Below are 23,336 nucleotides of genomic sequence, written 5' to 3'. Positions count from 1 at the left end.
CACAGCTCCGTGCCCATTCACCCCGTCTTCTTCTCACGAAGGGAACCTTCATGCCCGACGTCTTCGTCAACTACCGCACAGGCGACGAGGAGTCCGCAGCGGCCATGATCGCTCGGGAACTCGTCCGTCGGTTCGGCAACGAGCGGATCTTCTTCGCCAGCAACTCGATCGAGCCCGGTCGCCGTTTCCCGGTGGAACTGGTCAGGGCGGTGGAGGAGTGCGAGGCTCTCCTCGCCGTGATCGGTCCGCGCTGGGCGGAAGTGCGGGGGGCCGACGGCAGCCCCGCCCTCGAAGCCGAGCAGGACTGGACCCGTCGCGAGATCCAGACCGCGCTCGAACGCGGGGTCCTGGTGATCCCCGTGCTCGTCGGAAAGGCCACGAGGATCGACCGCGCCGTCCTTCCGGACGATCTGCTGGAGCTGGCGGACTGCCAGTACAGGCGGTTCGACCACCGTAACGCCCAATCGGACCTGACGGCGCTCGGCGACACCCTCGCCCGGCTCCTGCCCGAGCTGGGTGCGGTGGACCGGGACGCCCGTGCGGTGCTGGAACGGGCGGAGACGAAGTCCCGCGAGAAGTCGGCCCGGGACACCGGGCAGACCAGGATGCGGACGCGGGACGTCGAGCAGCGCGTGCGCGGCGGCATCGGAAACCTCAACGGAGACCTGTCCGGCACCTTTGTCAACGAACCACAGGGGCCTGTGAACACCGGTCGGGGCCATCAATACAACGCACCTCACTTCGAGGGAGACAACACCGGGGTCCAGTTCACGGCGGGTAACAACAGCGGTACGGTCCACCAGCGTTTCGAGCGCGAACGCCCGCACTCGGACGACGGACGATGACCGAGCAGGACCGCGTCACCGTCAACGATCCGCGCGGCCCGGTGAACAACGGCGAGGGACACCAGTACGTCTTCTACGGCGTCGGCGTGGACTGGATGATCCGCAAAGGGGTCGAGTCCCTCCGGATCACCCGCGAGGACCGGGTGCGCCTGGCCGACCGGTTCGTTCCGTCGGTGGGCTACCGCGTTGCCGCCGACCGTCTGGAGAAGCCCGGATCGGTGGTGCTGCTGGAAGGGCCGCCCGGCAGCGGCCGCCGCGCCGCGGCGATCATGCTGCTGCACGGATTCGGTGAGGACGGGGATGCCGACGAGGAGGGGGTCCGGTTCGAGGAGCTTCCCGACACGGGCAAGGACGAAAACCCTCTCGTTCCCGGTATGGGGGACCGTTTCCTCCTCGACCTCTCCGGAATCGCCGACGAGGAGACGTACGACAAGGCCCAGCGCCTCCTGGCCGTGCGCCGGTCGCAGGTCCAGGAGGCGGGGGCCCACATGGTCGTCGTCCTGCCGTCGGGCATGGAGCACGCCCACCCGCCGGATCTCGAACCGTACATGGTGAGGCTGGGACACCCCAGGGGCATCGCTGTCGTCACCCGGTACCTCCGTATGGACCGGATGCCCTTCCGCCCCGCGGACCTGGAGGGCGCCGACCTCCAGCACTTGTGCGACCGCTCCCCCATGCGGGAACTGGCGCGGCTCGCGGGACTGGTGAGAGCCGCTCGCGACAGCGGTCGGTTCGGCACCGACTTCGCGGGATGGCTCGACCAGGCGATGCACGCGGTGACCGACCGTGCCGGCGAGGTGGGCCGACAGGTGGCCGCGGTCCGCACCGCACCCGAGCGGGCCCTGCTGCTCGCGACGGCGGTGTTCGAGGAGGCCCGCGCCGACATCGTCTACGAGGCGTGGCACGGCCTGATGAGGACGGTGAGGTATGAGGAAGAGGCGACGACCGAGCTCGCGCGGACGGATTTCGGGGAGCGATTGGCGACGCTCGGGGTCGAGCGGGACCCGGACGGACGGCTCCGCTTCGGGCGGCTGGCCTATGCCGACGCGGTACGGACGTACTTCTGGGCGAACTTCCCCGGGATGCGCGACGACCTCAGGGACTGGATCGGCCATGCCGCCGGGCTCCGCGGTCTGACCACCGACGACCGGGTGAACGTTGTCGTCCGCTTCGGCGAGCGGTCCCTGGCCGTCGGGCGGCCCGACCACCTCTTCAACCTTGTGGTCCGCTGGGCGGACAGTGCGACCGGGACGTCCTGCGACCCGCGCGCCGCGGCCGCCCTCGAACTCGGTCTCAGTCACGAGAGGTTCGGGGGATGGTTCCGCAGTCGGATGTACGCGTGCGTAACGTCCGGCCCCCTGTCGGACGGTCTCATCCGCGTCCTGACCGCCGCCTGCCTCCAGAGCCTCGGCGCGACGCACCCGGATCAGGCGATGGTGCGGCTCCATTACCTCGCCGTACGGAAGGGGGAGACGGCATGCGAGGCCCGGGAGGCACTTCTCGGCCTCGCCGGCCGCAACCGTCGGCTCTACCGGCTGCTGATCGACCGCGTGCGGGACCGGACGCGTCGGGAGCCACGTCGGGCAGAACCCCATCTCCGGCTGCTCACGGAGCTGTTGAGGAGCGACCGGGCACCGGACCCGCCGCCGTGGCCGGACCTGTTCCTGGGCTGGGAGACGGTTTTCTCCCAGCCGCCGACGGAGCTCTGGAACCCGCTGGTGAGTAGCTGGCTGAACGCCGTGGCGGGCGACAGTACGCGGGAGATGGCGCTGGGCGTGATGGTCGGGGCGACTCACGGCCGCACGGCCGCTCTCCACCGCCTCTACACCATCGCCTGCGACTGGGCGGGGCACGCTCGCCACCCGCGCCGGGCGGCCGTAGCCGCCCTCTTCTGGCAGCACATCGACCACACGCAGTACGCCCGCACGGAGAGTACGAAGCGTGCGGGCTCCGGACCACGGACCACGGAAGAGGCACGATGAAACACCGCTTTCCCAGCCTGCTGTTCGTTTCTCTCTGCGGCCTCACCCCGGCTGCGATCGGGAACCTCCTGCACTGGTCGGCGTGGCTGTGGGGCTTCATGTCCATGGTCACGGCCTCGGGTTCCCTGCTGCTCGTAATGGCGGTCCTCAGCCGTGGCCGCGCATCGGCCGACCCGTTCGAGCCCGGCGAACCTGAGCCGCCCACGGCGCCGACGGAGCAGCCGTACCAGGAGACGCGGGTGGTCGACGCGGCGCTGCCGAGCGCGGCGGATGGCTACGACTTCCTCTTCTCCGCCACCGTGTGGTGGAGGCCGGTCGCCGACCACGCCGACCGGCCCGACGTCGCCTGCCCTGCCCTCGCCGTTTCCTCGGTCGTCAGCCGGGCCCTGGAGGTCGTCCGCCGCGTGGAGCCGGGCCGGGCGAGCTTCGCGCGGTATCTCTTGGAGGGGGAGCTGGGCGTACCGCTCCCGGACCGGAGCGGACGGGTGATGTCCCTGGCGCCCGATGTGACGCTGGCCCTCGCCCCCGCAGACCGCGAGCGCCTGCGGAAGTTGAACGACCTTCGCAAGGACGAGGAGATCTGGGAGTACGAGCGTCAGCACGAGCGCAACAAGCGGCGCTACCTCGGTGACGACGTGCTCAAGAGCGCGGGCAGCGCGGTGGTGTGGTGGCTCGCCCGCCACGAGAACGAGATCGAGAAGGCTGTCGACATGATCGGCCCGCTCGCCCAGATCGCGGCGGCGGCCAACGACGAAGAGGTCCCCGAACTCTTCCGCCACCTGCTCGTCCCACCCATGGTCGCGCGGAGCGAAGCGACCGTCGGGGGCCCGCTGTGGAACGGACCCGGCCAGGGAGGAGGGATGTTCGACCGCGAGGAGGAAGTAGGGGTTTCGGATCGGCTGCTCCTGCTGCTGGCGGCGGTGGGCCTGAAGCCGGACATGGACGAGTACACAGTGTTCGTCCACCGCGTGGTGCGGAGCCTGGAAGCGGCCGGGCTGGACGAGGCCGCCGAGGAGATCAGGCGGACCCTTCTGCCGGCACCCGACGAGGGCGGGGGCGAGCAGCCGGAGGGTGGGCCTTCGGGCGAGAGGGACACCACGGGGCCCTGGTCGCCGCGCTTCCCAGCCTCCGAGGGCCCGCCGTTCACCGACGCGGCCGCAGACCCGGATGTCGGCACGGGCAGGGGCATGTTCACGCCGGCAGCGGCGGAGAGCGGCACAAACGAAAGGGACAGAGACCAGTGGGAGCCGCGCGAGGACGACACGACGTCTCCACACCTCTGGGACCCCTCGCACAGCCCGGATCGGCCCGCCGAACCCCTCACACGGGACGAGGACGGGAGTTGATCCGGTAGGCGGTCGGCTCTTTGAGGCTCCCCTTCGCCGCACACCGCAGCGGGGGAGCCCTTTCCCGTCCCGAGACAGTGCAGGTCGGAAGGGGCCTGACCTCGAACGGTCAGGCCCCTTCCGACCTGCATATTTACTGGATCATCGACGTGGTGGCGCCATCCGCTACACGTTGAACCGGAACTCCACCACGTCCCCGTCCTGCATCACATACTCCTTGCCCTCCATACGGGCCTTGCCCGCCGCGCGGGCCTCGGCCACCGAGCCGGTCTCCACCAGGTCCGCGAAGGAGATGACCTCCGCCTTGATGAAGCCCTTCTGGAAGTCAGTGTGGATCACGCCGGCCGCCTCGGGGGCCGTGGCGTTCTGCTTGATCGTCCAGGCGCGGGATTCCTTCGGGCCTGCCGTCAGGTAGGTCTGGAGGCCCAGGGTGCGGAAGCCCACGTGGGCGAGGGTGGCGAGGCCCGGTTCTTGCTGGCCTACCGACTGGAGGAGTTCGAGGGCCTCGTCGTCGTCCAGTTCCGCGAGGTCGGACTCCAGCTTGGCGTTGAGGAAGATCGCTTCGGCGGGGGCGACCAGGGCGCGCTGTTCGTCCTTGAAGGTGTCGTCCGTCAGCTCCTCCTCGTCCACGTTGAAGACGTAGAGGAAGGGCTTGGTCGTCAGGAGGTGCAGCTCGCGCAGCGGCTCGGACTTCTCCGTGCCCTGGACGATGCCGGCGGAGAAGAGCGTCTCGCCGGTCTCCAGGATGGCCTGGGCCTCCTCGATCGCCTTGACCTGGCCCAGGACCTCCTTCTTGATGCGCGACTCGCGCTGGAGGCGCGGGAGGACCTTCTCGATCGTCTGGAGGTCGGCGAGGATCAGCTCGGTGTTGATCGTCTCGATGTCGTTCTTGGGCGAGACCTTGCCGTCGACATGGACGACGTTCTCGTCCTTGAAGGCCCGGATGACCTGGCAGATCGCGTCCGACTCACGGATGTTCGCCAGGAACTTGTTGCCCAGCCCCTCCCCCTCGGAGGCGCCGCGCACGATGCCGGCGATGTCGACGAAGTCGACCGTGGCCGGGAGGATCTTCTGCGAGCCGAAGATCTCCGCCAGCTTGTTCAGGCGGGGGTCCGGTACGCCGACCACACCGACGTTGGGCTCGATGGTGGCGAACGGGTAGTTGGCCGCCAGCACGTCGTTCTTGGTCAGGGCGTTGAACAGGGTCGACTTGCCGACATTCGGCAGACCGACGATTCCGATCGTGAGCGACACGTTGGCGACTTCCTGGAGTGAGGACCGGCCGGCGGCCGAGGACTGGCTGAGGACCTTCGCGGCCCGATCCCCCAGTTTACGGGCGTGGTGCGGCGGCCGACGACGGGCGCCGTACGGTGCCTCACGGTGGTCGGCCCGCCGCCGGGCCCTCGAACTCAGCTCCGGTGTCATCCTGAGGGCGTGTCCCGACCCCGGTTCCCCGGTTCGTCCGCCTCCGCCACCTACGTTGGTCCGGTGGAGCAGCAGCAGAGGACACGTCAGCAGCCCCCGCGGCGGCACCGGCCGCGGCACCACCCCGCGGCGCGCCGACGGCGCGTGCCGCCCGTCGTGCAGCGGCTGCGCAGACTGCCCAACCCGCGGCTCACCGGGCTGGGCGCCGGGCTCTTCGCCACGGCCTCGATGCTCTTCTTCGCCTTCTTGGACGCGCTGCTCTTCGACGCCGAGCCGGTGGTGTACGGGGCGCTGTTCCTGCCGGTCAGCGCCGTGACCGCGCTGTGGGTGCGCCCCGCCGACCTGGTCACAGCGCCGATCACCGTGCCGATCGCCTTCGCCATCGGCGCGCTGCCGATCTCCGGCGGGACCGAGGGCTTCGGCGGGCAGGTCATGGGGCTCGTCACCACGCTGGCCGTCCATGCGGGCTGGCTGTACGGGGGCACGCTCGTCGCCGGGCTCATCGCCACCGTACGGAAGGTGCGCGAGATGGGGCGGCGGCAGCTCGCCAGGGACATGGCCGCCACCCGGGCCGGCGCCGGGCCCCGGGGCCGGACGGCCGGGAGCGGCCGGACACCGGCCCCGCGGAGCGGCGCCACCGCCTCCCGGGCGGTACGGCGGGGATAAGCGCGCGCTGCTGCGGCGGCGTCAGCGGCCCGCCGCCGCCATCGCCGCGCCGACGATCCCCGCGTTGTTCTGCAACTCGGCCGGCAGGATCTCGGCCCTGATCCCCTCGATCAGCGGGATGAACTTGTCGGCCTTGCGGCTCACCCCGCCGCCGATGATGAACAGCTCGGGCGAGAAGAGCATCTCCACATGGGCCAGATACTTCTGGACGCGGTGCGCCCAGTGGGACCAGCTCAGCTCTTCGTCTTCCTTGGCCTTCGTGGACGCGCGCTTCTCCGCGTCGTGGCCGTGCAGTTCGAGATGGCCCAGCTCCGTGTTGGGCACCAGGCGCCCGTCGATGAAGAGCGCGCTGCCGATACCCGTACCGAAGGTCAGCAGGAAGACCGTGCCTTTACGGCCGCGCCCCGCGCCGAAGGCCATCTCCGCCACGCCCGCCGCGTCGGCGTCGTTCAGGACGGTGGCCCGCAGGCCGAGGTGGTCGCCGAGGACCTGGCCCGCGTCGACGTCGATCCACGCCTTGTCGACGTTGGCGGCCGTACGGATCACCGAGCCCGTCACCACCCCGGGGAAGGTGATCCCGACCGGCCCCGACCAGCCGAAATGCCGGACGACCTCCACCACACCGTCGGCGACGCTCTCGGGCGTCGCCGGGTGCGGCGTGAGCACTTTGTAGCGGGGCTCGACCAGGTCGCCGCGCTCCAGGTCCACGGGCGCACCCTTGATCCCCGAGCCACCGATGTCCACTCCGAAGACGTTCATGGACACAACGTTACGGGCAGATGCTGACAGCGACGTGCGCAAATGCAGAACGGCTCAACCTGTTCACCGCTCCGCCCCGCCGCGTACGCCGCGGACCGTACTACCTGGAGAGCGCCGCGGCCTCGGCCCGCAGGTCTTTGCGCAGCTCCTTCGGGAGCGAGAACGTGATCGACTCCTCGGCCGCCTTGACGATCTCGACATCCTCGAAGCCGCGCTCCGAGAGCCATTCCAGGACGCCGTCGACCAGGATCTCCGGTACGGAGGCGCCCGACGTGACACCGACCGTGGAGACGCCGTCGAGCCACGCCTCGTCGATCTCGGCGGCCTCGTCCACCAGGTGGGAGTCGCGGGCGCCGGCGCCGAGGGCGACCTCGACCAGTCGTACCGAGTTGGAGGAGTTCTTGGAGCCGACGACGATCACCAGGTCCGCGTCGGCGCCCATCTGCTTGACGGCGATCTGACGGTTCTGGGTGGCGTAGCAGATGTCGTCGCTCGGGGGCGCGATCATCAGCGGGAACTTCTCCTTGAGGGCGTCGACCGTCTCCATCGTCTCGTCCACGGAGAGCGTGGTCTGGGAGAGCCAGACGACCTTCGACTCGTCGCGGACCTCGACGTTCGCGACATCCTCCGGGCCGTCGACCAGCGTGATGTGCTCCGGGGCCTCACCCGAGGTGCCGATGACCTCTTCGTGGCCCTCATGGCCGATGAGAAGGATGTCGTAGTCCTCGTTGGCGAAGCGCACGGCTTCCTTGTGGACCTTGGTGACCAGGGGGCAGGTGGCGTCGATGGTGGCGAGCTTGCGTTCGGCCGCCTCCTCGTGGACGACCGGTGCGACGCCGTGCGCCGAGAACATGACGATGGATCCCTCGGGGACCTCCGCCGTCCTGTCGACGAAGATGGCGCCCTTGTTCTCCAGGGTTTTGACGACGTACTTGTTGTGGACGATCTCGTGCCGGACGTAGATCGGCGCCCCGTACTGCTCCAGGGCCTTCTCGACGGCGATCACGGCACGGTCGACACCCGCGCAGTAGCCGCGCGGAGCGGCGAGGAGGACGCGTTTGCCGGCGCGGCGCGCGGCGTCTCCACTAGGGGTGGCGGCGGGCGACGGGCGGGACGTTGCAGTCATGCCTCCCATCGTAAGGCCGTGCAGAAGAGGCGGAACTTCCTCCCTCTGCACGACACTGGTGCGTACGCGATCAGGGAGGGACCCGATGGCCGACAGCGGCACCGGTGGCAGCGGCGGGGACGGGACGATCGCCGGAGCCGCGGACGGTAAGGGCGGCGCGTCGGGCAGGGAAGGTGGGGAGGGCGGGGAGGGCGCCACGTCGGGCGGCGACGGGCTGCGGCGGACGCTGGGCTTCCGGGATCTCGTCGTCTACGGGCTGCTCTTCATCGCCCCCATGGCCCCCGTCGGTGTCTTCGGCACTCTCGACGCGAGGTCGCACGGCTCCGTGGCCCTGGTCTACGTGGTGGCGACCGTCGCGATGGCGTTCACGGCGTTCAGCTACGCCCAGATGGTGCGGGTCGCCCCGCAGGCCGGGTCGGTCTTCGCGTACGCGCGCAAGGGGCTCGGCGAGGGGCCCGGGTTCATCGCCGGATGGATGGCGATGCTCGACTATCTGCTGATCCCCGCGGTGGCTTACCTCTTCGCGGGCATCGCCATGGAGGCGCTGGTGCCCTCCGTGGACCGGTGGGTGTGGACGGCGATCGCCGTGGTGGTCACGACGCTGCTCAACCTCTGGGGCGTACGGGCGGCGGCCCGGGTCGGCTTCGCGGTGCTGGCGATGGAACTCGTCGTGCTGCTGATCTTCGTCGTGTCGGCCGTGGTGGTGCTGGCGCGGGACGGGGCGACGCGCGGCTGGTCGTCGCCGTTCACGAGCGATACGGGGTTCTCCCTGGCGGCGGTGCTGGGCGCGGTGTCGGTCGCGGTGCTGTCGTACCTCGGGTTCGACGCGATCGCCTCGTTCGCCGAGGAGGTGACCGGGGGGTCGCGGCAGGTGGCGCGGGCCGTGCTGTTCTGTCTGGTGCTGGCCGGTGTGCTGTTCATCGCGCAGACCTACTTGGTGGCGCTGCTGGAGCCGGTGACCTCGGCGGAGCTGGCGGCCGATCCCGCGAAGCAGGGGACCGCCTTCTACGACGCGGTGGACACGGCCGTCGGCACCTGGCTGCACGACCTGGTGGCGGTGAGCAAGGCGATCGGCGCGGCGTTCGCGGCGCTGGCCGGACAGGCGGCGGCCGGGCGGCTGCTCTTCGCGATGGGCCGTGAGCGCAGGCTGCCGCACGCCTTGTCCCGTACGAGCGCGGGCGTGCCCCGGGTGGCGTTGCTGCTGGCCGCCGTGGTGACGCTGGTGGCCGCCGTGTGGGCGGCGCGGCGCCCGGACGGTCTGGACCATCTGGTCTCGGTGGTGAACGTGGGGGCGCTGACGGCGTTCGTCCTGCTGCACGCCTCGGTGGTGGGGTGGTTCGCGGTACGGCGTAAGGAGGGGCCGCCGCGCTGGTTCGCGCATGTGGTGCTGCCGGTGATCGGGGCGGCGATCCTCATCGCGGTGATCGTGGAGGCGGCGGGCTCGGCGCAGGTGGTGGGCGCGATCTGGCTGGCCGTGGGGCTGGTGGTGCTCCTGGTGCAGCGGGGACGCGGTGGACGGGCGGGCGCGCGGACGGCCGGGACGGGTCCCTGAGATGAGGCGGGCGGGGAACCGGGCGTTGTCAGAGGCGGCCGATACGCTCCTCGGCATGGCACTCAACACGTCCGCGGACGCTCCGCTGCCCGTCGGTGAGGTCTCGCGGCTCATCGGCGGATGGATCGACCGCCTCGGCGCCATCTGGGTCGAGGGGCAGATCACCCAGCTCTCGCGCCGGCCGGGCGCGGGGGTCGTCTTCCTGACCCTGCGCGACCCCTCGTACGACATCTCGGTGAGCGTCACGTGCTACCGGCAGGTGTTCGACGCGATCGCGGACGTGGTCTCCGAGGGGGCGCGCGTCGTGGTGCAGGCCAAGCCCGAGTGGTACGCGCCGCGCGGGCAGCTCTCGCTGCGGGCGACGGAGATACGGCCCGTCGGGATCGGTGAGCTGCTGGTGCGGCTGGAGCAGTTGAAGCGCTCGCTGGGGGCGGAGGGGCTGTTCGCGGCCGACCGCAAGAGGCCGCTGCCGTTTCTGCCGCAGCTCGTCGGACTGGTCTGCGGACGGGCCTCGGCGGCCGAGCGCGATGTGCTGGAGAACGCGCGGCGGCGGTGGCCCGCGGTGCGCTTCGAGGTCCGCAACACGGCGGTGCAGGGGGTCAACGCGGTGGCCCAGGTCGTCCAGGCGGTCAAGGAGCTGGACGGGCTGCCGGAGGTGGACGTGATCATCGTGGCGCGCGGCGGCGGCAGCGTGGAGGACCTGCTGCCGTTCTCCGACGAGCAGTTGATCCGGGCGGTGGCGGCGTGCCGTACGCCGGTCGTCTCCGCGATCGGGCACGAGCCTGACGCGCCGCTGCTGGACCTGGTGGCGGACGTACGGGCGTCGACGCCGACCGACGCGGCGAAGAAGACCGTGCCGGACGTAGGCGAGGAGCTGGACCGGGTCCAGGGCCTGCGTGACCGGGCGCTGCGTACGGTACGGGGGCTGCTGGACCGCGAGGAGCGCGGGCTGGCCCACGCCCTCGCCCGGCCCGTGATGGAGCGGCCCCACCGGATGGTGGAGGAGCGCGACGCCGAGGTGGCCGCGCTGGCCGACCGGAGCCGGCGGGTGCTGCGCCATCTGCTGGACCGGGCGGACTCGGAGCTGTCGCACACCCGGGCGCGGGTGGTGGCGCTGTCCCCCGCGGCGACGCTGGAGCGCGGGTACGCGGTGCTCCAGCGGCCGGACGGGACGGTGGTACGGGCGCCGGGGGACGTCACGGCGGCCGAGGAGCTGCGGGCCAGGGTGGCGGAGGGCGAGTTCGCGGTGCGGGTGGTCGCGGAATGAGTGTCGCGACCGCGGGGTGAGCGCCGCGGACGGAATCGTTGTCGGATCGCGCGGTCACGCGCGTACATAGGGTGGATGACATGACGAGCACGGACAACGCCGCGGAAGCGGCCTCCGCCACGGACACGCCGGGCTACGAGCAGGCGCGCGACGAGCTGATCGAGGTCGTGCGCCAGCTGGAGGCGGGCGGTACGTCGCTGGAGGACTCGCTGGCCCTGTGGGAGCGCGGCGAGGAGCTGGCGAAGGTGTGCCGCCACTGGCTGGAGGGGGCGAGGGCCCGGCTGGACGCCTCCCTGGCCGAGAAGAAGCCGGAGGCACGGGACGCATAGGCCCCCTCCGATCCGGCCCGGGGCCTCGGCCCGACCCGCTTCACCTCTCCGCCCGGCTCCGCCAGGGCCGTAGGGGCATCGGGGACGAGGAACGATCAGGACCGTCAGGGCCGTGGGGACCGTCAGCGCGGCCAGGCCCGTTGACCGGGCCACGCGCCCTGCCCGTACGTAACCGGGCGGCATGCCGCCGCCTATCAGGTCCCCTGGCGGGTCGCGCTGGCCGGCCCACCTCGGACCTCACGCCAGGCCGCGCGCCCGAGGCCGCGCGCACCGCCCCGTGCTCGTCCTACCGGTGCTCGACCTACCGGCTCTGTTCCGTGACCGTCTCCGCGCTCGCGCCCGTGCCGGGTTCCGTGTCGGCGGTCTTGTCGGCTTCCAGCGCCCCGGCCATCTCGCCCAGCCGCTCGAAGGAGGCGGTGCCGGTCACCACCGTCGTGGCGTCGCCGTCCGTACGCGCCAGCGCGTCGTACTTCGGGCCCTTCCAGCGCTGCCAGGTCTCGCCCGCCACCTGCTGCGTCTCGCCGGTGTTCTCGGCCTGGTGGCTGACCTCCACCACGAACTTCTTCGCGGGCGCCGTCGACTGCTCGACCGCCACGTACTCGCCGTCCGGGTCCAGATAGCCGAGGTGCCACGCGTCGGCGTTCTGCCGCTCGTACGTGACCGAGGTCGGCTTCCACGTCTGTGCCAGCCCCGCCGGGGCCAGCACCGGATACGGTGCCGCGCGGCGCGCGGTCACCAGCTCGACCCGGTAGTCGACCGCCTTGACCGGGGCCGGTGTGTCGTCATGCGGAATGAACATGTAGATCGCGGCGACGACGACCCCGATGACCGCCATCGACAGGAACATGTCCCGCACTGTCTGTCTGCCTCGCATACCTGCCACGGCACCATCGTCGCATCACCCGGTCGCGCTCATACGTGGGCCCCTCTGCTCAATATGGCGATGTGCAGATAGAGTCGTATCACCCTCTTTTCCGGTCGTCGCCGTACAGAAAGGTGCGCTCCGTTGACCGAACATCAACTTCCGTCCCCCCTTGAGGTTTCTCCCGAGGCCCCCGACCGCAACCTCGCGCTGGAGTTGGTGCGGGTCACCGAGGCCGCCGCGATGGCGGCCGGCCGGTGGGTCGGGCGCGGCGACAAGAACGGCGCGGACGGCGCCGCGGTGAACGCCATGCGCACCCTCGTCTCCACCGTCTCGATGAACGGCGTCGTCGTCATCGGCGAGGGCGAGAAGGACGAAGCCCCGATGCTGTTCAACGGGGAGGAGATCGGGGACGGCACCGGCGCCGAGGTCGACATCGCCGTGGACCCGATCGACGGCACCACGCTGAACGCCAAGGGCATGCCGAACGCCATCGCCGTGCTCGCGGCGGCGGACCGGGGCACGATGTTCGACCCGTCCGCGGTGTTCTACATGGACAAGCTGGTCACCGGACCCGAGGCCGCCGACTTCGTGGACATCAACGCGCCCGTCGCGGTCAACATCCGCCGGGTCGCCAAGGCGAAGCGCCTCTCACCCCAGGACGTGACGGTCGTCGTCCTCGACCGCCCCCGCCACGAGGGCATCATCAAGGAGATCCGGGAGACCGGTGCCCGTATCAAGCTGATCTCCGACGGCGATGTCGCCGGTTCGATCATGGCCGCCCGCGAGGGCACCGGCGTCGACCTGCTGATGGGCGTCGGCGGCACCCCGGAGGGCATCATCTCCGCGTGCGCCATAAAGTGTCTCGGCGGTGTCATCCAGGGCAAACTCTGGCCCAAGGACGACGCGGAGCGGCAGCGCGCGATCGACGCCGGTCATGACCTGGACCGGGTGCTCTCCACCAATGACCTGGTCAGCGGCGAGAACGTGTTCTTCGTCGCCACCGGCATCACGGACGGCGAACTGCTGCGGGGCGTGCGCTACCGCTCGGAGACGGCGACCACCCAGTCCCTGGTGATGCGCTCCAAGTCGGGCACGATCCGGCAGATCGACGCGACCCACCGGCTGTCGAAGCTCCGCGCCTACAGCACGATCGACTTCGACCGCGCCAAGTAGCGCCTGCCCGGCCCGGACTCACGGTCCCGGCCGGGACGCGCGCGACGGAGTCGGCGGAAGGGGTGCCCCTCTGTGCGGCGGGGCACCCCTTCCGTCCGTTCACGTCCGTTCACGTCCGTTCACGTCCCCGTGTACGCGACCCACGTACGCGCGTCCTGGCGCACGCGCGTCCCGCACGTACGCGCGTTCCCGCGCACGCGCCCACGCGAAAAGGCGGCTGGGAGCGTCAGCCCGCCGCCGCGATGCGGTCGACGGCCGCCGCCTTGCGCAGCTCCACCTCGCGCCGCCTGCGGCGCGCCAGCACCACGCGGCGCTCGGCCGCCGTCAGCCCGCCCCACACCCCGTAGGGCTCGGGTTGGAGCAGTGCGTGCTCCTGGCATTCGAGCATCACCGGACACCGGGCACAGACCCGCTTCGCGGCCTCCTCCCGCGCCAGTCTCGCGGCTGTCGGCTCCTTGGAAGGGGCGAAGAACAATCCCGCTTCGTCCCGACGGCATACAGCCTCCGAATGCCAGGGGCCGGCCTGATCCTCCCGAGCGGGACTCCGCTGGGTCGGAAGGGCGGCCGCCTGGAGGGGCTGATGCGGCAGTTGCAGCACGGTCTACTCCTGACGACGGCTTCGCGAGCGAGAGACGATGCAGCTTTCCCTACCCGCTGTGCGCACGCCTATGCACTGAGTGGCACCCAGTTCCGGAGTCCGGAACGCCGTGCGGAATTTCGGACACCGCGCCCCAACTGGCGACCTTTGGCCGGAAATCGGCGCCCGAGGTGCGAAAGGGGCTAATGACCGAGGTGCTTGCGGAGGGTTTCGTTGACGAGGTTCGCGATCCACTTGCCGCGCTTCGGCTTGGCCTCGACATTGCCGAAGACGGAGTAGCCGTTCACCACGACCGTGGGCGCGTCCCGGTCCGGGGCCTCCAGTGTGCGGACCTCGAAATTGCCGAAGACCCCGTTCCCGTTGCCCCGCAGCGTGATGTTCTCCGGAACCGTGATCTCCACATTTCCGAAAATGGACGTCGCGTTGATCACGGTGACCCGCTGGCCGAAGAGTGCCTCTGTGAGGTCGATCTCGACATTGCCGAAGAGCGCGAACGCGTTGACCTTGGCGCCAATACGCCAACGCCCCTTCCGCGTCGAGCTGCTGAAGATCGCGATCATGTTCTCGGCGGGGGCCTCCGGATCCTCGGGCCCGTAGCCGTACCCGCCCGCCGTGCCGCGCGACGCCCCCGCGGCGCGGCCGTCGGCGCCGGGGGTCGGCAGGTCCCGTACCAACGGCTCCAGTTCGCCGACGGTCTTCGCCCGGTAGACGGCGTCGATCCGCTCGCCGTGCTCCTCGGCGTCCAGACGGCCCTCCGCCAGCGCCTCCCTGAGGATGTCAGCGGTCCTGTCCCGGTCGGCGTCGGAGGCCCGGAGGCCCGCGGGCCCGGGCTCCGCCTCCGCGACAGGCTTCCGCTCGGCCGGCTTCTGGGGCTGCTGAGGCTGCTTTTCGAGGTCCACGACCCCAGGGTAGCGAAACGCGATAGATCGCGACTAGGGCCTGTCGTTGGGATCTGGCTGGATTAGTGAGCGCCCGCCGCGTCAACGGCTGATGTCGCCGTTGGTGCCGTGGATCGCAAGGCGGAGGAGGGAGGCGACGCGGGAGCGGATGGGGTCTCCCCCGGTCGAGCGAAGCCGAGACCTTGGGGATGAGTGACGACAACGCCGCGAGGCGCGGCCCGCCGCGGCAGCGGCTGATGTCACTGCGGGCACGCGAGCCCAGCCAGATCCAAACGACAGGCCCTGGGGCCTGTCAGGTGTCGGCCGCGTCATCACGCCGGGCATTCCTACTGAGCCTTACCTCACAGGAGCGGTGTCGGTGGCGCGGCCTACGCTGGAGCGTGCCGCAGCCAATGGGGGCCGCGCCGCCGTCTGTCGAGTGAGGAATGGCCGTAATGCCGGAATTTGCGTACTCCGATCTGCTTCCGCTGGGGGAGGACACCACGCCCTACCGCCTGGTGACCGCCGAAGGTGTCTCCACCTTCGAGGCCGACGGGCGTACGTTCCTCAAGGTCGCCCCCGAGGCGCTGCGCACGCTCGCCGCCGAGGCGATGCACGACATCTCGCACTACCTGCGGCCGGCCCATCTCGCGCAGCTCCGCAGGATCGTGGACGACCCCGAGGCGTCCTCGAACGACAAGTTCGTGGCGCTCGACCTCCTGAAGAACGCGAATATCGCGGCGGCGGGCGTTCTCCCCATGTGCCAGGACACCGGTACGGCGATCGTGATGGGCAAGCGCGGGCAGCAGGTGCTGACCGAGGGCGGCGACGAGGAAGCCCTTTCGCACGGGATCTTCGACGCGTACACGAAGCTGAATCTGCGCTATTCGCAGATGGCCCCGCTCACCATGTGGGAGGAGAAGAACACCGGCTCGAACCTGCCCGCGCAGATCGAGCTGTACGCGACCGACGGCGGTGCGTACAAGTTCCTTTTCATGGCGAAGGGCGGCGGCTCGGCCAACAAGTCGTTCCTGTACCAGGAGACGAAGGCGGTGCTGAACGAGACCTCCATGATGAAGTTCCTGGAGGAGAAGATCCGTTCGCTGGGCACGGCCGCGTGCCCGCCGTACCATCTCGCTATCGTCGTCGGCGGTACGTCGGCGGAATTCGCCCTCAAGACCGCGAAGTACGCCTCCGCGCACTACCTCGACGAGCTGCCCTCCGAGGGCTCCCCCACCGGTCACGGCTTCCGTGACAAGGAGCTGGAGGAGAAGGTCTTCGAGCTGACGCAGCGGATCGGGATCGGCGCGCAGTTCGGCGGCAAGTACTTCTGCCACGACGTACGGGTGGTGCGGCTGCCGCGGCACGGCGCCTCGCTGCCGGTCGCTATCGCCGTCTCCTGCTCGGCCGACCGCCAGGCCGTCGCGAAGATCACCGCGGAGGGCGTCTTCCTGGAGGAGCTGGAGAAGGACCCGGCGCGCTTCCTGCCGGACACCACGGACGAGCACCTGGGCGAGGGCGAAGGGGAGAACGCGGGCGGCGATGTCGTACGGGTCGACCTGCGCCGCCCGATGGACGAGATCCTCGCCGAGCTGACGAAGTACCCGGTCAAGACCCGGCTCTCGCTCACCGGGCCGCTGGTGGTGGCCCGTGACATCGCGCACGCCAAGATCAAGGAGCGGCTGGACGCGGGCGAGGAGATGCCGCAGTACCTGAAGGACCACCCGGTCTACTACGCGGGTCCGGCGAAGACCCCCGAGGGGTACGCCTCGGGCTCCTTCGGCCCGACGACGGCCGGCCGGATGGACAGCTACGTGGCGCAGTTCCAGGCGGCGGGCGGCTCCAAGGTGATGCTCGCCAAGGGCAACCGCTCGAAACAGGTGACCGACGCGTGCGACGCGCACGGCGGCTTCTACCTCGGCTCGATCGGCGGCCCGGCGGCCCGGCTGGCGCAGGACTGCATCAAGAAGGTCGAGGTCGTCGAGTACGAGGAGCTGGGCATGGAGGCGGTCTGGCGCATCGAGGTCGAGGACTTCCCGGCGTTCATCGTCGTGGACGACAAGGGCAACGACTTCTTCACCGAGCCCGCCCCGGCGCCCACCTTCACCAGCATCCCGGTCCGCGGCCCCGGCCTCGGCTGATCACCCGATCACCCGTTCCCGTACGGCCCATTCCCGGACGGGAACGGCCGTACGGGAACGACAGTCCGGGAAGGGCTGTACGGGAGCGGCCGTACGGGAGACGGCTGTACGGAACGGGCCGCGGGGGAACACATCGGATCGGCCGGACGCTCACCCTCACAGGAGGTACGACGACGATGACGACCGACGAGAACCAGTACCGGACCGAGCACGACTCGATGGGTGAGGTACGGGTCCCCGCACACGCGAAGTGGCGCGCGCAGACACAGCGCGCGGTGGAGAACTTCCCCATCTCGGGGCAGCGGCTGGAACGTACGCACATCGAGGCCCTGGCCCGGATCAAGGCCGCCGCCGCCAAGGTCAACGCCGGGCTCGGGGTGATCGACAAGGACATCGCGGACGCCATCCAGGAGGCCGCCGCCGAGGTGGCGGACGGCCGCTGGGACGACCACTTCCCGGTGGACGTCTTCCAGACGGGCTCCGGCACCTCCTCGAACATGAACACGAATGAAGTGCTCGCCACGCTCGCCACCGAGCGGCTGGGCCGGGACGTCCACCCCAACGACCACGTCAACGCCTCGCAGAGCTCCAACGACGTCTTCCCGTCCAGCATCCACGTCGCCGCGACCGGCGCCGTCACCGGCGGGCTGATCCCGGCGCTGGAGCATCTCGCCGCCTCGCTGGAGCGCAAGGCGGAGGAGTTCGCGGACGTCGTGAAGTCCGGCCGTACGCACCTCATGGACGCCACCCCCGTCACCCTCGGCCAGGAGTTCGGCGGTTACGCGGCGCAGATCCGGTACGCGGTGGAGCGGCTGACCGCGTCGCTGCCGCGCCTGGCCGAGCTACCGCTGGGCGGTACGGCGGTGGGCACCGGCATCAACACCCCGCCCGGCTTCTCCGCCGCCGTCATCGCGGAGGTCGCGCGCGCGACCGGGCTGCCGCTGACGGAGGCCCGCAACCACTTCGAGGCGCAGGGCGCCCGCGACGGGCTCGTGGAGACCTCGGGCCAGCTCCGTACGCTCGCCGTGTCGCTCACCAAGATCTCCAACGATCTGCGCTGGATGGCGTCGGGCCCGCGCACCGGCCTCGCCGAGATCGCCCTGCCCGACCTCCAGCCCGGCTCCTCGATCATGCCCGGCAAGGTCAACCCGGTGATCCCGGAGGCCGTCCTGATGGTCGCCGCGCAGGTCACGGGCGCGGACGCGACGATCGCCGTGGCGGGAGCCGCCGGGAACTTCGAGCTGAACGTGATGCTCCCGGTGATCGCCAAGAACCTCCTGGAGTCGGTACGGCTGCTGACGAACGTGTCGCGGCTGCTGGCGGACCGTACGGTCGACGGGATCACCGCCGATGTCGAGCGGGCCCGTACGTACGCCGAGTCGTCGCCGTCCGTCGTCACCCCGCTGAACAAGTACATCGGGTACGAGGCCGCCGCGAAGGTCGCGAAGAAGTCCCTGGCGGACCACACGACGATCCGCGAGACGGTCCTGGCGCTGGGGTACGTGGAGCGCGGGGAGCTCACCCTGGAACAGCTCGACGAGGCCCTGGATGTCCTGCGCATGACACATCCGTAAACGCACGTGGTGCCGTCCGCGACGGCCAGGCACCGGCCGCGTACACCCCGTAAGATCCCTCCATGAAGGAGACGGCGGCGAACGAACACTGGGCGGCGGGCACCCAGATCCTGTGGCGGTACCGGGAGAACGCCGGGGACGGCGTGCACATCTGCCGCCCCGTCACGGTCGTGCAGGACACGGACGAACTGCTCGCGGTGTGGCTGGCGCCGGACACCCCGTGTGTCCGGCCGGCCCGCGCGGACGGCGCCCCGGTGCACCACGAGCCGCTGGCGACCCGCTACACCGCGCCGCGCACGGTGGTGCGCGACCGGTGGTACGGGATGGGCGTGCTGAAGCTGGCGCGGCCCGGCGAACCGTGGTCGGTCTGGCTGTGGTGGGAGCGCGGCTGGCGCTTCCAGAACTGGTACGTGAACCTGGAGGAGCCCCGCACCCGCTGGGCCGGGGGCATCGACTCCGAGGACCACTTCCTGGACATCGAGGTCTACCCGGACCGGAGTTGGCGGTGGCGCGACGAGGACGAGTTCGCCCAGGCCCAGCGCGACGGACTGATGCCCCAGGAGCAGGCCCGGCGGGTCGAGGCGGCCGGGCGCGCGGCGATCGAACTGATCGACGCGTGGGGCACCCCGTTCCGCGACGGCTGGGAGCACTGGCGCCCCGAGCCGCACTGGCCGGTCCCCCGCCTCCCGGACGGCTGGGACCGCACCCCGGCCCGGCTCGCCACCTGACCCCGACCGCACCGCGGGCCCCCCTTCGAACATTTCCCTGAGTGCGTCGCCGTGACGGACGGGGTGCCCGGTGGGGTAGCGGATTCGGGTCCGGGTATCCGCCCCGGCGCATACATCCTCATGAGATCCTTGATGTGCCCCCAGGGTGCAAACGTAGGATCGTCCTCCGGAACACCGCATCCGGTCGCAGCCCGTCGCATCCACCAACGGAGTGGCTCTGCAACTGGCCTGACCACCAGTCACCGCACAACGCACGTAACACTGTTGACCGCTACGACCGCACGCCACAACGACAGTGACTCACTACGAGGGGAGTGGAGCCGTGCGCCAGGGCTGTCACCCAGTCGAAGAGAGCGCATCGCACCCCCGGCCCGGACGGACGGAATCCCACGCGTGACGGAGCATCCCCCCTCCCACGAAGGCCGGCAGCCCCTGGTTGCCCGGCAGCAGGAACGCACGCGACCGCGGCAGGAGTCCGCAGTCTCCGTGCCGCAGCCCTCGGGGCCCGCCCCGGATCCCGCCGGTACGGCCAGGCGCGAGGGCGACCGGCTGCGTTTCGTGGGGGCCGCCACCCGGCGGATCGCCCGCGGCATAGACCTGGACGAGATCGTGCTGGGCCTGTGCCGGGCGACCGTACCCACCTTCTCGGACGCCATACTCGTCTATCTGCGTGATCCTCTGCCCGTCGGCGACGAGCGTCCCGTGTCGCCGTTCGTGCTGCGGCTGCGGCGTACGGACCGGCTGCGGCTGACCGAGGAGGATCCGGAGAACCCCACGAGCGGCGCGCTGCCCCCGCAGATCACCGAGGGCCTGCGGCTGCCGATCCTCGACCCGCAGTCCGACGCGATGCCGGCCGCCGAACTCTGCGAGGTCTTCTCCGGCGGGGCGCTCTCCGAGGTGCTGCGCGGGGTCCGTCCGGTCTTCGGCGACTCGGCGGCGGCCCGGGCCGCGCTGCCGGAGCTGCTCGGCGCCGACCGCATCGTGCCGACCGGCCACCGCGCGATCCTCGCGCCGCTGCGCGGCCGGCGCCGGGTCATCGGCGCGGCCGTCTTCCTGCGCCGTCCCGACCGCGCGGCCTTCGAGCCGAACGATCTGCTGGTCGCGGCGCAGCTCGCCACGCACACGGCGCTGGGCATCGACAAGGCGGTGCTGTACGGCCGCGAGGCGTACATCGCGGACGAGCTCCAGCGCACGATGCTGCCGGAGAACCTGCCCCAGCCGACCGGCGTACGGCTGGCCTCGCGCTATCTGCCGGCCGCCGAGACCGCCCGGGTCGGCGGCGACTGGTACGACGCGATCCCGCTGCCCGGCAGCCGGGTGGCGCTGGTCGTGGGCGATGTCATGGGCCACTCCATGACCTCCGCCGCGATCATGGGCCAGCTCAGGACGACGGCGCAGACCCTGGCCGGTCTCGACCTGCCGCCGCAGGAGGTGCTGCACCACCTCGACGAGCAGGCCCAGCGGCTCGGCACGGACCGGATGGCGACCTGCCTCTACGCGGTGTACGACCCGGTCGCGCACCGGATCACCATCGCCAACGCCGGCCATCCGCCGCCCATACTGCTGCATCTCGGCGGCCGGGCGGAGGTGCTGCGGGTGCCGCCCGGGGCGCCGATCGGGGTCGGTGGCGTGGACTTCGAGGCCGTCGAGCTGGACGCGCCGGCCGGGGCGACCCTGCTGCTCTACACGGACGGTCTGGTGGAGTCGCGGCTGCGTGACGTGTGGACCGGGATCGAGCAGCTCAGGGAGCGGCTGGCGGCCACCGCGCAGCTCACCGGGCCCGATCACTCGCCGCCGCTGGAGGCGCTCTGCGACGACGTGCTCGACGTGTTGGGCCCGGGCGACCGCGACGACGACATCGCGCTGCTCGCCGCCCGTTTCGACGGGATCGCGCCGAGCGACGTGGCGTACTGGTTCCTGGAACCGGAGGACGCGGCTCCGGGGCGGGCCAGGCGGCTGGCCCGGCGGGCGCTGGCCCGCTGGGACCTGGAGGAGCTGAGTGACGCGGTCGAGTTGCTCATCAGCGAGGTCGTGACGAACGCCGTGCGGTACGCGGAGCGTCCGGTGACGCTGCGGCTGCTCCGTACGGACGTCCTGCGCTGCGAGGTGGGCGACGATTCGCCGCAGCTTCCGCGGCAGCGGCGCGCGCGGGACACGGACGAGGGCGGCCGGGGACTGTTCCTGGTCAACCGGCTGGCCCGGCGGTGGGGGGCCACCCGGCTCTCGACCGGCAAGGTGGTCTGGTTCGAGATCCCGACGCGGGTGTGAGGGGCCGCGGGGCACGGGCCGGCACCTGAACGCGGCCCCGCTCAGGGCGGGCGCGCATATGTTGCCGACAAGGTGTCGTCGGGGTTAGCTGGGGCACGCGGCCAGTAGTGACCGCTGCCCCGGTCCGGGACGTATCCGGGATCTCCCCCCGGTCCCCCCGGGCCTCGGCTCCCCGACCCCCGACGGGAGGACATCTCGTGGCCGCCTCATCCCCCAAGACGCCGTACACGACCAACAACGTCGGTATTCCGGTGGAGAGCGACGAGCACTCGCTCACCATCAGCCCCGACGGTCCCATCCTGCTCCAGGATCACTACCTCATCGAGAAGATGGCCCAGTTCAACCGGGAACGGGTCCCCGAGCGGGTGGTGCACGCCAAGGGCGCGGGCGCGTACGGCTTCTTCGAAGTGACGAACGACGTCAGCCAGTTCACCAAGGCCGACCTCTTCCAGCCCGGCCGCCGTACGGACATGCTGGCCCGCTTCTCCACCGTCGCCGGTGAGCTGGGTTCGCCCGACACCTGGCGCGACCCGCGCGGCTTCGCGCTGAAGTTCTACACGGAGCACGGCAACTACGACATGGTCGGCAACAACACGCCGGTCTTCTTCGTCCGTGACCCGATCAAGTTCCAGGACTTCATCCGCTCGCAGAAACGCCATCCGGCGACCGGGCTGCGCAACAACGACATGCAGTGGGACTTCTGGACCCTCTCGCCCGAGTCCGCGCACCAGGTGACGTGGCTGATGGGCGACCGGGGCATCCCGAAGTCGTTCCGGCACATGAACGGCTACAGCTCGCACACCTACATGTGGGTGAACGAGGCGGGCGAGCGGTTCTGGGTGAAGTACCACTTCAAGACCGACCAGGGCATCGACTACCTCCCGCAGGCCGAGGCCGACGCGATGGCCGGCTCGGACGGCGACCACCACCGCAGGGACCTGTACGAGTCGATCGAGTCCGGGAACGCGCCGACCTGGAGCCTGAAGGTCCAGGTCATGCCGTTCGAGGACGCGGCCACCTACCGCTTCAACCCGTTCGACCTGACCAAGGTGTGGCCGCACGGCGACTACCCGCTGATCGACGTCGGCCGGATGACCCTGGACAAGAACCCGGACAACTTCTTCGTCCACATCGAGCAGGCCGCGTTCGAGCCGTCGAACCTGGTGCCCGGCATCGGCCCCTCCCCGGACAAGATGCTGCTCGGACGGCTCTTCTCGTACCCGGACACGCACCGCTACCGGATCGGCCCGAACTACAGCCAACTCCCGCCCAACCGGGCGCACTCGCAGGTGAACTCGTACGCCAAGGACGGTCCGATGCGGTACGAGGCGTCCAGCGCGGCGATGCCGTACGCGCCGAACTCGTACGGCGGCCCGGCGGCCGACGTGGCGCGGTTCGGGGATCCGGCCGGGTGGGCCTCGGCGGGCGAGATGGTGCGCGAGGCCTACAAGCCGCACGCCGAGGACGACGACTGGGGCCAGGCGGGCACCATGGTGCGCCAGGTGTTCGACGACGCGCAGCGTGAGCGGCTGGTGGGGAACGTCAGCGGCCATCTCGCGCAGGGGGTGACCCGGCCGGTGCTGGACCGGGCCATCCAGTACTGGCGGAACATCGACAAGAAGATCGGCGACCGGATCGCCAAGAAGACGAACGGCGGCTGAGCCGAGCGGAACGGAAGTGGGGGGGGGCCCCCCCCGGGGGCCCCCCCCCACCCCCCCCCCCCCCCCGGGGGGCCCCCCCCCGGCCCCGGGGGGGGGGGGGGGCGGCCGCCGGGGGGGCCGGCCCGCCCCCCCCCCCCCCGGGGGGGGGGCCCG

General features: G+C 70.7%; 19 protein-coding genes. 13 read left to right on the top strand and 6 right to left on the bottom strand.

The genetic code is table 11. The features are described from left to right. Positions 1-50: 50 nt before the first annotated feature. From ACIBJC_RS15630 to ACIBJC_RS15620, 3 genes are read left to right on the top strand one after another with little or no spacing between them, the layout of a single operon-like run. Entirely contained in the window at positions 51-845 is a 795-nt protein-coding gene (locus tag ACIBJC_RS15630; RefSeq protein WP_399292417.1) for a toll/interleukin-1 receptor domain-containing protein, read from the top strand. Beyond that, a complete protein-coding gene (locus ACIBJC_RS15625) occupies positions 842-2,827 on the top strand; it encodes a hypothetical protein (protein WP_399292414.1) in 1,986 nt (661 codons plus the stop codon). The genes ACIBJC_RS15630 and ACIBJC_RS15625 overlap by 4 nt, the downstream gene beginning before the upstream one ends. Further along, on the top strand, positions 2,824-4,173 hold the full coding sequence (locus ACIBJC_RS15620) for a hypothetical protein (RefSeq protein WP_399292413.1): 1,350 nt from the start codon (positions 2,824-2,826) through the stop codon (positions 4,171-4,173). The genes ACIBJC_RS15625 and ACIBJC_RS15620 overlap by 4 nt, the downstream gene beginning before the upstream one ends. Positions 4,174-4,338: 165 nt before the next feature. Here ACIBJC_RS15620 and ychF read toward each other — a convergent pair whose 3' ends face one another. Beyond that, positions 4,339-5,427: a redox-regulated ATPase YchF gene (ychF, locus tag ACIBJC_RS15615; protein WP_399293168.1), complete on the bottom strand. Its 1,089-nt coding sequence runs from the start codon at positions 5,425-5,427 to the stop codon at positions 4,339-4,341. Between the two features lie 315 nt (positions 5,428-5,742). Here ychF and ACIBJC_RS15610 point away from each other — a divergent pair, with 315 nt between their 5' ends. Then, complete coding sequence (locus ACIBJC_RS15610) at positions 5,743-6,264, top strand: DUF6542 domain-containing protein (protein WP_399293166.1); 522 nt, start codon at positions 5,743-5,745, stop codon at positions 6,262-6,264. Between the two features lie 21 nt (positions 6,265-6,285). On the opposite strand, the gene ppgK is transcribed toward ACIBJC_RS15610, so the two are convergent. Further along, entirely contained in the window at positions 6,286-7,023 is a 738-nt protein-coding gene (gene ppgK / locus ACIBJC_RS15605) for a polyphosphate--glucose phosphotransferase (RefSeq protein ID WP_399292411.1), read from the bottom strand. 100 nt (positions 7,024-7,123) lie between these two features. Further along, positions 7,124-8,149 carry a 4-hydroxy-3-methylbut-2-enyl diphosphate reductase gene (locus tag ACIBJC_RS15600; RefSeq protein WP_399292409.1) on the bottom strand — a complete coding sequence of 342 codons (1,026 nt, stop codon included), beginning with the start codon at positions 8,147-8,149 and terminating at the stop codon, positions 7,124-7,126. An 85-nt stretch (positions 8,150-8,234) separates the two neighbouring features. On the opposite strand from ACIBJC_RS15600, the gene ACIBJC_RS15595 reads away from it, so the two are divergent. The 3 genes from ACIBJC_RS15595 to ACIBJC_RS15585 all read left to right on the top strand — a co-directional run bounded on the left by ACIBJC_RS15595 (position 8,235) and on the right by ACIBJC_RS15585 (position 11,297). Next, complete coding sequence (locus tag ACIBJC_RS15595; protein ID WP_399292407.1) at positions 8,235-9,701, top strand: APC family permease; 1,467 nt, start codon at positions 8,235-8,237, stop codon at positions 9,699-9,701. Between the two features lie 55 nt (positions 9,702-9,756). Then, positions 9,757-10,968: an exodeoxyribonuclease VII large subunit gene (gene xseA / locus ACIBJC_RS15590; RefSeq protein WP_399292405.1), complete on the top strand. Its 1,212-nt coding sequence runs from the start codon at positions 9,757-9,759 to the stop codon at positions 10,966-10,968. Between the two features lie 80 nt (positions 10,969-11,048). Then, the gene (locus ACIBJC_RS15585; protein WP_399292403.1) at positions 11,049-11,297 is read left to right on the top strand and encodes an exodeoxyribonuclease VII small subunit; all 249 of its coding nucleotides are present in this window, start codon (positions 11,049-11,051) and stop codon (positions 11,295-11,297) included. A 301-nt stretch (positions 11,298-11,598) separates the two neighbouring features. Here the strand turns inward: ACIBJC_RS15585 and ACIBJC_RS15580 are convergent, their stop codons facing one another. Next, positions 11,599-12,171: a DUF4245 domain-containing protein gene (locus tag ACIBJC_RS15580; protein WP_399293164.1), complete on the bottom strand. Its 573-nt coding sequence runs from the start codon at positions 12,169-12,171 to the stop codon at positions 11,599-11,601. A 132-nt stretch (positions 12,172-12,303) separates the two neighbouring features. Here ACIBJC_RS15580 and glpX point away from each other — a divergent pair, with 132 nt between their 5' ends. Next, positions 12,304-13,335 (top strand): class II fructose-bisphosphatase, encoded by a 1,032-nt coding sequence (glpX, locus tag ACIBJC_RS15575; protein ID WP_399292401.1) that lies wholly within the window; start codon positions 12,304-12,306, stop codon positions 13,333-13,335. 226 nt (positions 13,336-13,561) lie between these two features. On the opposite strand, the gene ACIBJC_RS15570 is transcribed toward glpX, so the two are convergent. Together ACIBJC_RS15570 and ACIBJC_RS15565 are read right to left on the bottom strand one after the other, a co-directional pair. Next, positions 13,562-13,933, bottom strand: a complete 372-nt coding sequence (locus ACIBJC_RS15570) for a WhiB family transcriptional regulator (protein ID WP_329829049.1) — start codon at positions 13,931-13,933, stop codon at positions 13,562-13,564. Between the two features lie 182 nt (positions 13,934-14,115). Then, positions 14,116-14,832 (bottom strand): DUF1707 domain-containing protein, encoded by a 717-nt coding sequence (locus tag ACIBJC_RS15565; RefSeq protein WP_399292399.1) that lies wholly within the window; start codon positions 14,830-14,832, stop codon positions 14,116-14,118. A gap of 434 nt (positions 14,833-15,266) precedes the next feature. On the opposite strand from ACIBJC_RS15565, the gene ACIBJC_RS15560 reads away from it, so the two are divergent. The 5 genes from ACIBJC_RS15560 (at position 15,267) to ACIBJC_RS15540 (ending at position 23,183) form a co-directional block, all read left to right on the top strand. After that, positions 15,267-16,952: a fumarate hydratase gene (locus ACIBJC_RS15560; protein WP_399292397.1), complete on the top strand. Its 1,686-nt coding sequence runs from the start codon at positions 15,267-15,269 to the stop codon at positions 16,950-16,952. A gap of 176 nt (positions 16,953-17,128) precedes the next feature. Beyond that, positions 17,129-18,526, top strand: coding sequence for a class II fumarate hydratase (locus ACIBJC_RS15555; RefSeq protein ID WP_399292395.1), 1,398 nt, complete (start codon positions 17,129-17,131; stop codon positions 18,524-18,526). Between the two features lie 62 nt (positions 18,527-18,588). After that, positions 18,589-19,254: a DUF402 domain-containing protein gene (locus ACIBJC_RS15550; protein ID WP_399292393.1), complete on the top strand. Its 666-nt coding sequence runs from the start codon at positions 18,589-18,591 to the stop codon at positions 19,252-19,254. Between the two features lie 393 nt (positions 19,255-19,647). Further along, on the top strand, positions 19,648-21,522 hold the full coding sequence (locus tag ACIBJC_RS15545; RefSeq protein ID WP_399292391.1) for a SpoIIE family protein phosphatase: 1,875 nt from the start codon (positions 19,648-19,650) through the stop codon (positions 21,520-21,522). Positions 21,523-21,719: 197 nt separating this feature from the next. Continuing rightward, positions 21,720-23,183 carry a catalase gene (locus ACIBJC_RS15540; RefSeq protein WP_399292388.1) on the top strand — a complete coding sequence of 488 codons (1,464 nt, stop codon included), beginning with the start codon at positions 21,720-21,722 and terminating at the stop codon, positions 23,181-23,183. The last annotated feature ends 153 nt before the right edge of the window (positions 23,184-23,336 follow it).

The sequence above is a fragment of the Streptomyces sp. NPDC050509 genome, from assembly GCF_044457965.1.
Lineage (GTDB): Bacteria > Actinomycetota > Actinomycetes > Streptomycetales > Streptomycetaceae > Streptomyces.
Note: the sequence above shows the minus strand (reverse complement) of the source record. Positions and strands in the feature narration are given on the sequence as shown.